7 protein-coding genes are annotated in these 11,218 nt (G+C 68.0%); 3 read left to right on the top strand and 4 right to left on the bottom strand.

The features are described 5' to 3' along the window. Nucleotides 1-38 precede the first annotated feature (38 nt). The gene (locus AC5Y46_RS10295; RefSeq protein WP_499941149.1) at nucleotides 39-2,042 is read left to right on the top strand and encodes a serine/threonine-protein kinase PknH/PknJ; all 2,004 of its coding nucleotides are present in this window, start codon (nucleotides 39-41) and stop codon (nucleotides 2,040-2,042) included. Nucleotides 2,043-2,054: 12 nt separating this feature from the next. Here AC5Y46_RS10295 and abmR read toward each other — a convergent pair whose 3' ends face one another. The 3 genes from abmR to AC5Y46_RS10280 all read right to left on the bottom strand — a co-directional run bounded on the left by abmR (nucleotide 2,055) and on the right by AC5Y46_RS10280 (nucleotide 5,457). Beyond that, nucleotides 2,055-2,606, bottom strand: a complete 552-nt coding sequence (gene abmR / locus AC5Y46_RS10290; RefSeq protein WP_499941150.1) for an ATP-binding transcription factor AbmR — start codon at nucleotides 2,604-2,606, stop codon at nucleotides 2,055-2,057. Nucleotides 2,607-2,861: 255 nt separating this feature from the next. Further along, entirely contained in the window at nucleotides 2,862-3,977 is a 1,116-nt protein-coding gene (locus AC5Y46_RS10285) for an adenylate/guanylate cyclase domain-containing protein (protein ID WP_499941151.1), read from the bottom strand. 91 nt (nucleotides 3,978-4,068) lie between these two features. Next, on the bottom strand, nucleotides 4,069-5,457 hold the full coding sequence (locus AC5Y46_RS10280; protein ID WP_499941153.1) for an amidase: 1,389 nt from the start codon (nucleotides 5,455-5,457) through the stop codon (nucleotides 4,069-4,071). Nucleotides 5,458-5,503: 46 nt separating this feature from the next. Between AC5Y46_RS10280 and AC5Y46_RS10275 the strand changes: the two genes are divergently transcribed. Further along, nucleotides 5,504-5,932, top strand: coding sequence for an HIT family protein (locus tag AC5Y46_RS10275; RefSeq protein WP_499941155.1), 429 nt, complete (start codon nucleotides 5,504-5,506; stop codon nucleotides 5,930-5,932). 154 nt (nucleotides 5,933-6,086) lie between these two features. Further along, complete coding sequence (locus AC5Y46_RS10270; RefSeq protein WP_499941404.1) at nucleotides 6,087-10,079, top strand: diguanylate cyclase domain-containing protein; 3,993 nt, start codon at nucleotides 6,087-6,089, stop codon at nucleotides 10,077-10,079. On the opposite strand, the gene AC5Y46_RS10265 is transcribed toward AC5Y46_RS10270, so the two are convergent. Beyond that, nucleotides 10,076-11,107, bottom strand: coding sequence for an LLM class flavin-dependent oxidoreductase (locus AC5Y46_RS10265; RefSeq protein WP_499941157.1), 1,032 nt, complete (start codon nucleotides 11,105-11,107; stop codon nucleotides 10,076-10,078). The genes AC5Y46_RS10270 and AC5Y46_RS10265 overlap by 4 nt on opposite strands. Between the last annotated feature and the right edge of the window lie 111 nt (nucleotides 11,108-11,218).

Here is an 11,218-nt window from a genome sequence, read left to right as displayed (position 1 = left end):
AGTGTCGGCGGCATTGGGCTTGATTGGGAGGATCAGCGATGAGCGACGCGCAGGGCTCACGGGTGGGTTCGATGTTCGGGCCCTACCGCCTCAAGCGGTTGCTGGGCAAAGGCGGGATGGGTGAGGTCTACGAGGCCGAACACACCGTCAAAGAGTGGACCGTCGCCGTCAAGTTGATGACCGCGGAGTTCAGCAAGGATCCGATCTTTCGCGAGCGGATGAAACGCGAGGCGCGCATCGCCGGCCGATTACAAGAACCCCACGTGGTGCCCATCCACGACTACGGCGAGATCGACGGCCAGATGTACCTCGAGATGCGCATGATCGAGGGCACCGACCTGGACAACATCCTCAAGCGCTTCGGACCGCTGACCCCGCCGCGCGCGGTGGCCATCATCACCCAGATCGCCTCGGCGCTCGATGCCGCACACGCCGCGGGAGTCATGCACCGCGACATTAAGCCGCCCAACGTGCTGGTCACCCGCGACGACTTCGCCTACCTGGTGGACTTCGGCATCGCCAGTGCCACCACCGACGAAAAACTCACCCAACTGGGCACCGCGGTGGGCACCTGGAAATACATGGCGCCCGAACGCTTCTCCAACGACGAGGTCACCTACCGCGCCGACATCTACGCGCTGGCCTGCGTGCTGTTCGAATGCCTGACCGGTGGTGCGCCATATCGTGCCGACAGCGCCGGCATGCTGGTCACCGCGCACCTGATGGATCCGATCCCGCAGGTCAGCACCATTCGCGCGGGTATCCCGAAAGCCTTCGACGCCGTCATCGCGCGCGGGATGGCCAAGAGGCCCGAGGACCGCTACGCCAGCGCCGGCGACCTGGCACTGGCCGCCCACGAAGCGCTCAGCAACCCCGACCAGGACCACGCCGACAAGATCGTGCGCCGCAGCCAGGAAGCCACCCTGCCCGGTCCCCCGACTGTGGTCCCCCCGACCATGCCGGCCGGTGCCGTGGGGTCCCCGCCCAAGACCCCGCCGCCGCGGTCGACCCCACCCCCGACCACCCCGCCGCCGGGGCCCCGCCCACAGCCGCCGAACCCGCAATACGCAGGCGGTTCCGGCCCGTCGGGGCCGATACCGCAGCAGCGACCGGCCTCGCCCGGGTGGACACCGGCGAGCGGCCCGATCTCCGCGCCGACCCCGTCGTTGCAGAAACCTCAGCACTACCAGGGCGGCGGCTGGTCCGGTGGTCCACCGAGCACGCCGATACCGCAGCAACCCTCCGGCCCCGTCCCCGCCGGCCCCGTCCCCTCCGGCCCCGTCCCCTCCGGCCCCGTCCCCTCCGGCCCCGTCCCCGGCTGGCACCAGGGGCAGCACCCGCCGGCACCCCGCAAGCGCAACCCGTGGCCCATCGTGGCGGCCGCCGCGATCGTGCTGGTCGTCCTGGTCGTCGGCCTGATCATCTTGGTCATCCCGGATTCGTCAAAGCCCAAGCCGAAACCGCCCATCTCCGAAGAACGGCTGAGTTCTCTGTTGCTGAGCTCTTCGGAGATCAACTCGATAATGAGTTCTTCGACCATGCAACCGGGTAAGGCGATCACCACGATGGACAGCTCAGCGGTGACCCTGTCCGACCCTGACTGCCAGGGTGCGATGTACACCAGCCAGGGGCCGGTCTACGCCGGATCCGGCTACACGGGACTCAACGGGCTGATCCTGTCCGAACCGGGTGACAACAACGACCACTGGGTCAACCAGGCTGTGATCGCGTTTCCGACCGCCGACAAGGCGCGCTCGATCCTGCAGGCGCAGCTGACCAAGTGGAAGGCGTGCGCAGACAAGACAGTCACGGTCACCAACAAAGGCAAGACCTACCGGTGGACCTTCGCCGACGTGCTGGGCGCCGTGCCCAAGATCACGGTGCTCAACACCCAGGAGGGCGCCAACGGCTGGGAATGCCAGCGCGCGATGGCCGTGGAGAACAATGTGATCGTCGACGTGAACGCCTGCGGCTTCCGGATCACCGACCAGGGCGGCGAGATCACCGACAGGATCGTCGCGAAGGTCGAGAAAGAGAAGTAAGCCGGGAACGTATCAGCGCAGGTCTGGTCCCTGCGCACGGAGATCGTCGACGGCCGACATGGCCGAGCGCAGCTTGGCCAACCATTCCTCGGTGTGCTCGCCGACCAGTCTGACCGACCATGCCAGGGCGTCGGCACGAGAGCGTGCCACGCCGGCATCGACCAGGGTGTCGAGCACCTGGCGTTCGGGTTGCCGAAGGCGCGTCATGACCGGAACGGCGATGTGGGTGAACAGCTTTCGTTCACCGTTCACCTCCACGCCCCACGACACCTTGCGCCCGTAGCGGGCCTGGGCCTCCTCGGCGATGGCCATTCGTTCCGAGCGGGTCTCTTCGCGGAACCGCGAAGCGCGGCCTTCGGCCCGCGCGGCGCTCTCGTCGACTCCGGCGAGCTTTCCGACCACCGTGATTTCCTCTCGGTCGACCACCACCGAGGGATCCCCGTCGAACCAGGTCTCGGGGACGCGCCCGGCGAACCATTCGGCCGCACCGGTGGCGTCGGGTTGGTCGGCCTGTTGCCAGCCGCCGGGGCGACCGTGCCGCCGCCCATGATGATGAAGATTCATGATTACATGATTACACCTTTGCACCGTTACGCCAGCCGGTTTCGCCGCGGGCGAACTCAACCGCACCGGCCATAGCCGACGCTGGACCGGCGAAAACCGTTGCTATCAGGCATTTGCAGTTGTATTTTTGATACCGAAGCAGGCCCGGAAGTGACCGAATCGCAAGAGCCGGAAGAGGGGAAATCCCGGCCGCGGCCGACCCGCGTAAGACGGAGTCAGCACGCCCCCAGAGTCACGCCGGGCCTGCCCAATGCGTTATGACGTTCGCCGAACCCGATACAGCTTTGTCTCGTTCTTGATGCCCTTGAGGCGTCGCGCCCCGGCAAAAGACCACTCGAACCCCACCTCATCGGACGTGGCTGCCAGCGCGTCGCGCACCGACTCGGCGACCAGGACCGTACCTGGCCGCGCAGCCCCGGTGACGCGGCTTGCGGTGTTGACGGGACTGCCGAACCAGTCGCCGGCCCGGCTCACCGCCATACCGGCGGCCGCCCCGGCGCGCAGGCGCGGAAATTCGTCGTCGGTGTCGATGATCTCGACCAGCTCCAGCATGGTGCTCAGCAGCGGCGCCGGCTCGGGGCAGACCAGCATCACCGCGTCGCCGATCGTCTTGATGAATCGCACGGGCGGAGCGGTCAGATCGCGCGCCCGTTCGGCCAGCCTTCCGGCGAGGTGGCCCAGCTCCTCGGCCGAGACCACCTCCCCCAGCTTGGTGAACCCGACCAGGTCGGCAAAGGCGACGGTGACCGAACGCGCGCCTGGCAGCGGCTGACCGGCGGCCCGCTCCCCTGCGTTGACGGCTTCGGTCTCCATCATGTGCCGCAACTGCATGAACAGCATGTCTTCGATCATCGGTCCGAGCAGCGGCGCGATCTGGCTGATCAGCGCCTTGGAAGCCATTGCGATCTGCACTTCGCTGAGCCCGGGACGCATGATGGCCGACAGCGCGGTGTAGCGCATCACCTCGGCGGCGTGCGACAGACCTTCGGCGAGTACGCGCACCACGGCTACCACTTGATCGGGCGGTAACCCGAATTCGATGAATCGCTGCGCGGAGGCGGCGGCCTCGACGTCGGCTCGCATGTGCACGACGGCGTCCGGGTCGTCCACCCGGGCCAGGCCGATGGCGCGTTGGACGCGTTGCAGCAGTTCGAGATCGATGCCGTGGCTTTCGCTGACCTCCCGGCTGGACACGTAGGTGCCGTCGTCGCCGATTAGGTGCCGGCTGGCCAGCAACAGCGGCGGGGTGGTCGACCGGATCTCCTCGGCGCTGATGTCCTGCTCGAGCAACCATTCGATCAACTCGGCCCGCTCCGCGCGCTGCGCGCCCTCCAACCCGGCGAGCAGGTCATCGTCCACCGGGTCGGCCATGGGGCCAACGTATAACGAAGGTCTGCGATCCAGCCCGGCCCACGCGGTCAAACCGGGCGTGAAACCGCCCGCCTGGCGGGTGATCGACCCGTCATGACACCGGCGGTCGTCGTTGCGCCCACGGCCGCGCCGCTTCGATCTGCGCCGACAACGACAACAGCGTTGCCTCGTCGAAGGGCCGCCCGACCAACTGCACCGACATCGGCAAGCCCTCGTCGTCGAAGTCCCAGGGCACGACGGCGGCAGGCTGACCGGTCAGATTCCACACCTGCTGAAACGGCACCCGCTGTCCGACCAGCAGCAACGTAGACACCCCGCCGCGGCGTCGGTAGGCGCCGATGCGTGACGGGCCCGCCGCGGTACCCGGGGTGACGACGACATCGACGTCTTCGAAGATCGCCTGGATCCGACCGTTCAACCCGATCTCGGCCTCGCGCAACGCGGCCATCCGCCGGTCGGAGAAGAACGAACCCAGCCGCGCGATGTTGCGCGTTCGCGGCTCCAGTCGCTCGGGATGGGTCTGAGCATCCGCGTCGTCACTGATGCCGCGCAACATCCGGGGCAGGTAGTTGGCGTACAGCGACGCCGGATAGTGCGGATCCCGGACGATCACGTCATGGCCCAGGTCGCGCAGTAAGGCACCGGCCTGTTCGACCGCGGTCAACTGCGCCCTACCCACCCGGACCGGCATCGGCGTAGGCACCTTGGTGCTCAACGCAATTCGCAACGGCCCGGGCCGGCGCTGCGCCGCGGCGACGAATTCGGCTTCGGGTCCGGGCACCGTCGTCGTCGCGTCCAGGACCAGCGCCGCGTCCAGCACCGAGCGTGTGATCGGACCGTTGACGCTCAGTCCCCACCAGGCGTCGTCATGCGGCTCCAGCGAGATCCGCTCGCGTTGCGGTTTGAGCCCGAACAGGCCGCACCAGGTGGCCGGGATGCGAATGGATCCGCCACCGTCAGATCCCAACGCCACCGCGGCCAGCCCGGCCGCGACCGCCGCCGCGCTGCCCCCACTGCTGCCGCCCGGCGTGCGTCGCGGGTTCCACGGATTGCGCGTCGCCCCGAATGTCAGCGACTCGGTGAACGGCATGATCATCAGCTCCGGCACCGCGGTCTTGCCGATGATCACCGCGCCCGCCGCCCGCAGCCGGCGAACCACCTCGGCGTCATCGGTCACCGCCGGGCCGTGCGCGCCGCTGCCGTAGGTGGTGACCTCGCCGGCGACGTCGACGTCGTCCTTGATCGCGATCGGCACGCCGAGCAGCGGTCGGCGCTCCCCGGCGTCGAGGCGCCGCTGAGCGTTCTCGGCTTCCGCGCGGGCGGCGTCGTAGCGGACCACCCGGTAGCTGCGCAGTTCGCTGTCCAGCCGCTCGATGCGCTCGAGGTAGACCTCGAGGAGTTCCGGCGCCGTGATTTCGCCGTCGGCCAGCATGCGGGACTGCTCGGCGGCACCGGCAAAAGCGAGATCGCTGGGGTCCACAGCCGCAGCGTATCGCTGGCCTCTTCGCACCCAGTACGGTGACGGCATGTCCTGCGTGTTCTGTGCGATCGTGGCCGGCCAAGCTCCGGCCATCCGGATCTGCGAAGACGACGACTTGCTGGCGATCCTCGACATCCGGCCGTTCAGCCGTGGCCACACCTTGGTCATTCCCAAGAAACACAGCGCGGACCTGGCCGACACCCCGCCGGAGACGCTGGCCGGGATGGTCAGGATGGGCCAGCGCATCGCGCAGGCGGCCAAAGCGACCGAACTGGCCGACGCCACCAACATCGCGATCAACGACGGGCGCGCGGCTTTTCAGACCGTCCTGCACATTCACCTGCACGTGTTGCCCCGCCGCAGCGGCGACAAGCTGTCGCTGGTCAAAGGGATGGTGTTGCGCCGCGATCCGGACCGGGAAGCGACCGGACGCATCCTGCGCGACGCAGTGTTACAGATCGAGGCGGATCAGTAAATCGCCGTTTCATACTCGGAGACGGTGATTTCGCGCTAAAACAGACCGGTAGTACAGCCGGAGTAGGTGCGGCGGTTTATCCTGTGGATGCGCGCTTCGCCTGCATGCGCGCGCGTGCGAGCTGGAGCTGGGAATGATGCGCTGGACGGGACGGATGTGCCCGCTCTCCGGACTGACCATGGGCGTCAGCTGTGCCATCCTCGGCGGTTACGGCGTCGCCGGACTCCTGGTCGTGATCGCCTCGCTCAGCGGCTGGCAGGGTGCAGATGCGACCCGGCCGGTGGTCCAGGTCGTCACCTTCGTGTGCATCGCGTTCGCAACCGTGTGCGCTGCCCAGGCGACTCGGCACGCGATCGGGCGGCGCAAGTTCGGCTGGCTGGCGATGATGGTGGCGCTAAGCGGCTGGGCGGTCGGCGAGGTCATCTGGGCGGTTCTGGACGTGCGTCCCGAACTCGACCACGCCAGTCATCCGGCCGCGGCGGAGTTCGTGCTGCTGCTCTACCCGATCGGCGTCTTGACCGCCTTGCTGCTGCTGTTCAACCCCGCGGGCCACAATTTCTGGCGGCTCGTGCTCGACGGAATCATCGTGGCGACTTCGCTTTTCGTCGCCGCGTGGGTGTTCGTCCTGGACGACTTGCTGCGTACGCGCAGCAGTTCGCGACCCACCACGGTGGTCCACGTTTTCGCCGACGTCGCGCTCATGACGATGGCGATTCTGGTGTTGTCACGCGGACGCCCCGGCGGGCGGCGCAGCATGACCCTGCTGGCCGGCGGCATCGCGACGATCGGCCTGACCGACCTGCTGGTGTTGTTCCAGACCGGCGTGGGCAGCTACCACACCGGCGACCTGGTCGACGTGAGCCGAGTGGCGGGCTTGGGCCTTGCCGCGCTGGCGGGACTGGTGAGCATGCACGAAGCCGCCACCGACACCGCCCGGGACGAGATCACCTCGCGGGTGCGCCTGTGGTTGCCCTACCTCCCGTTGCTGCTGGCGGCCGCGGTGGGGCTGGGCCACGCGTTGCACATGATGCGGCACGGGCCGCTGCTGGCCGCGCTCGGAATCCTGGTCGCGACGGTGCTGATACGCCAGTTGCTGGTGCTGATGGAAAACCAGGGCCTGCTGGTCGAGGTGTCCCAAGAAGCATTCCGGGACAGTCTGACCGGACTCGCCAACCGCGCCAACTTCCTGCACACGTTGGAACTGGCCATCGCCCGTCGTCGTCAGGACGCTGCGCCGATCGCGGTGATGTGCCTGGATCTGGACAACTTCAAGTCGGTGAACGACGCCCTGGGCCATCCGGCCGGCGACGAACTGTTGGTCCGGGTCGCCGGACGGCTGACCACCGTACTGGGGCAGACGGGCACCGTAGCCCGCCTGGGCGGTGACGAATTCGCCGTACTCGTCGAGGGTCCGATCGCGGAGTCGCACGCGGTCGCCCAACGAGTCCTGGAAGCTTTCAATGCGGCGATCGTGATCGACGGCGTTCCGCTGGCCGTGCGTCCCAGCATCGGTTTCACCGCGGCCGCCCCCGAGTCGAACGTCACCGTCGACGAACTGCTGCGCCATGCCGACTTGGCCATGTATGCCGCCAAACGCGAAGGCGGCCAATGCATTCGCAGCTTCGTACCGGACCTGCCGCTGCCCTACGCGTTGCCCGAACTCGCCGACACGGCGATCTCGGCGTTCGACAACGGCCTGGAAGGTCTCCAGGACGGCCGGCTGCCGCGGGGGGCGCCGAGCGCGTTCGGCCCAACGGGCGGCTCCGCCGGCGCGACGGCACTGACGCGCACCATCCAACCGCTCGTTGCTGCGACCAAGCCGAGGCCCGACGGTTCGCACGACCTACCGTCCAGCGTGCGGTGGCCACCGACCTACATCCGAATGTCGTTCGTGGCGTTGGCAATTGGCGTCATCGTGTTCGCGGCCTCGTGCTGGCCCGACCCGCGCGCCGATCACACGCCCTTCTTTGCCGACGTTCTGTACCCGGCCTTGAACGCGTTCGCCGCGATCCTCATCGCCATCCGTGCCTATCGCGTCACCGCCGACCGGGCCGCCTGGTCGCTCATCGCGATCGGCATGCTCAGCTCGGCGCTGGGTGACGTGATCTACGCACGCTGGGTCCCGGATGGTCAGTCCCCGTCGATCGCCGACCCGGCCTATCTGGCGTTCTATCCGTTCGCCTACATCGGCCTGTTGCTGCTGATGCGGTCGCGCTTGAAGCGGGTGCCCGCCTCGATCCGACTCGACTCCCTGGTGTGCGGGTTGGCCATGGCCGCGGTGGCCGCCGGCTTGATGGCAGGACCCATTCATGCGGCCGCTACCCGAGCGCCGGCCACCGTGCTGGTGGGGTTGATCTACCCGTGGTCTGACCTCGTCCTGCTGGCGCTGGCCGCCGGAATGCTGCCGATACTGGGGTGGCGACACGAGTTTCGCTGGGGATTGCTGGTGGCGGGGTTCGTGCTGATCGCGGTCGCCGACACCGCCTACCTTTTCGAGACATCCGGCAGCGGTTACCGGGTCGGCACGCTGCTCGACGCGGGCTGGCCTGCGTCGTCGCTGTTGATTGCGCTGGCCAGTTGGGCCGCCTGGTCGTCGGCGCCGCCGATGCCAAGGCGTGGACTCGGCTCTTACGCGGCCCCGGTGGCATGCACCGTCGTCGCGCTCGCCGTCACCGCGGTGGGTCCGGAGACTCGCGCGGCTCAGGTGCTGGCAGCGTTGAGTCTGATCGCGGTGGCGGCCCGATTCTCGGTGACGTTCCGCGAAGTCAGCATCATGGCCGAGAACCACAAACAGGCCATGACCGACGAATTGACCACGCTGCCCAACCGCCGGTCGCTGGCCACGGTGCTGACCGAGGTGCCCACCTTCGCGCCGCCGGCGATCGTGCTCGGACCCCAGCCGGCCACCAAGGCTCCGGCTCGTCGCGCCCTGCTGTTGCTGCAACTGCACGAATTCCAGGAGATCACCGACTCCGTCGGTCCCCACTTCGTCGACGAGTTGCTGTGCCAGATCGCGAATCGACTGTCCCACAACGTCCGTCGCGAAGACCTGCTCACCCGCGCCGGCGACGACCAATTCGCGATCCTGCTTGCCGAGGGCGCCGACCTGATCGCCGCACGCGCCCAGGCGGGCCGTTTGCTGGAAGCGTTGACTGAGCCGTTCAAGCTGGATCCGATGACCGTGCAGGTGGATGCCCGCATCGCCATCGCGCTCTATCCCGACCACTGCGACCATCCGCAGGAGTTGCTCAACCGCGCCGAAATGGCACTGCCGCACGCGATGTCGGCCAGGGGCAAGATCGCGGTGTACGACGCGGCTTTCGAGTTCTATCGCGAGAACGACCCCAACCTGATCGAGGAACTGCGCGCCGCGCTGATCGACGGCTCCGAGTTGACCTGCCACTACCAACCCAAGATCAACGCGGACGACGGCAGCGTGCACAGTGTCGAGGCGCTGTTGCGCTGGCACCATCCCAGTCGCGGACTGCTGCTACCGGAGGAGTTCCTGCCCGCCGCCGAACGGGCCGGCCTGATGCGCAAGGTCGCCAACCTCACCGTCAACCTCGCCCTCCAACAGGTCCGCTCCTGGCGCGAGCAAGGGTTGTCGCTGACCGTGGCGGTGAACCTGTCCACGACGAATCTGCTCGACCTCGACCTCGTCGGCACCATCGAGCGACTGCTGCACACCCATGGCCTGCCGGCCGACGCGCTGATCATCGAGATCACCGAGAGCACGCTGGTCGACTCGGCGCGTTCACGCAGCACCGTCGCGGCGTTGCAGCAATTGGGCGTTCGCATCTCGTTGGACGACTACGGCACCGGATGGTCGTCACTGGCGCGGCTGCAAGATGTTTCGGTCGACGAACTCAAGCTGGACCGGGTGTTCGTGGCGCGGCTTGCCCAGGACCCGCGGTCGGTGGCCATCGTGCGATCCACGGTCGCGCTGGCCGAAAGCCTGGGCGCCGACCTCGTTGCCGAGGGAGTCGAGGACGAGGCGACGTTGCGCGCGCTGCGGCAGTACGGGTGCACCATCACCCAGGGGTTCGTGCACAGTCCGCCGTTGCCGGCAGCCGACCTGCAGGAGTGGATAAGCACCCACGTCGCCAACCCCGCCGCGGCCAATCCGCAAGCGGGCGTGCCCGACTAGAAAAGCTCCTTGGCCAGCAGTTCCAGCGTCGCGACCCGGGCGGGCGCGGTGTCGGGGTCGGTGCCGCGATGCGCCGAGGCGACCGGGTGCACCATCACCTCGTCGACGTCGAATTGTTCGGCCAGTGCGCGCAGCTGGTCGGCGGCCTCGGCGGGAGCGCCGACCACGGCCCGTCGCAGCCCACTGTCGACAATGCGCTGCTGCGGCGACGTCAGCTCGGCTTGGCGCGCCTCTTCGACCAGTTGCACCGGACCCAGTGGCTGGCCGGTCCGCAACCGGGCCATCATCTGCAGGTTGGGCAACATCAAAGCCGTTGCCTCATCCCGTGTTTCGGCCACCACCGCATTCACCGTCAGGAACGTCACGGGCTCTTGGACAAGGTCACTGGGCCGGAAATGCGAGCGGTAGTAGGCCAGCGCCTCTTCGGTGCCCTGACCGGAGAAGTGATGAGCGAACACGTACGGCAACCCCTTGGCGGCTGCCAGCCGCGCGGAATACATCGACGAGCCCAGCAGCCACAGCCGTGGTTCGCTGGTTGCCGCCGGCGTCGCTTTGAGCGTGTAATCCCCGGATCGCAGCGGCACCCGCACACCGCGGGAGCTCATCAGCGCGGCCACGTCGTCGAGGTACTGCGGGAAGTTCTGGATGTCACGTTCGTCGTTGCTGCCGCGCAGCATGTAGGAGGTGACGGGGTCGGAGCCGGGGGCGCGGCCGATGCCGAGGTCGATGCGGCCCGGCGCGGCGGCCTCCAGCAGCGCGAACTGTTCGGCGACGGCCAGCGGCGCGTGATTGGGCAGCATCACCCCGCCCGAGCCCAGCCGCAGTTGCTGGGTCTGCGCGGCGAGGTAGGCCAGCAGCACCGGCGGGCTGGTAGCGCCCACCGAGGGCATGTTGTGGTGTTCGGCGACCCAGTAGCGGGTGAAGCCCAACCGGTCGGCGGTCTGCGCCAGCTTGACGGTGGCCGCCAGCGCGTTGCCGGTGGACTGGTCGGTACGCACCGGAACGAGATCGAGAACGGAAAGACGCACGCTGGGTGCAACGCGTTCGGGCGCCGGAAGCTTCCCGGCCCGTGGCCCGGGGTGTGGCGGGGGTGCCGGGGGTGTGGCGGGGTGTGGCGAGCAGACGCAAAAGCCCCTGAT

This window comes from Mycobacterium sp. NGS59, assembly GCF_059812345.1.
The sequence above is the reverse complement of the archived record's forward strand: the minus strand, read 5'-3'. Positions and strand labels throughout refer to the sequence as shown.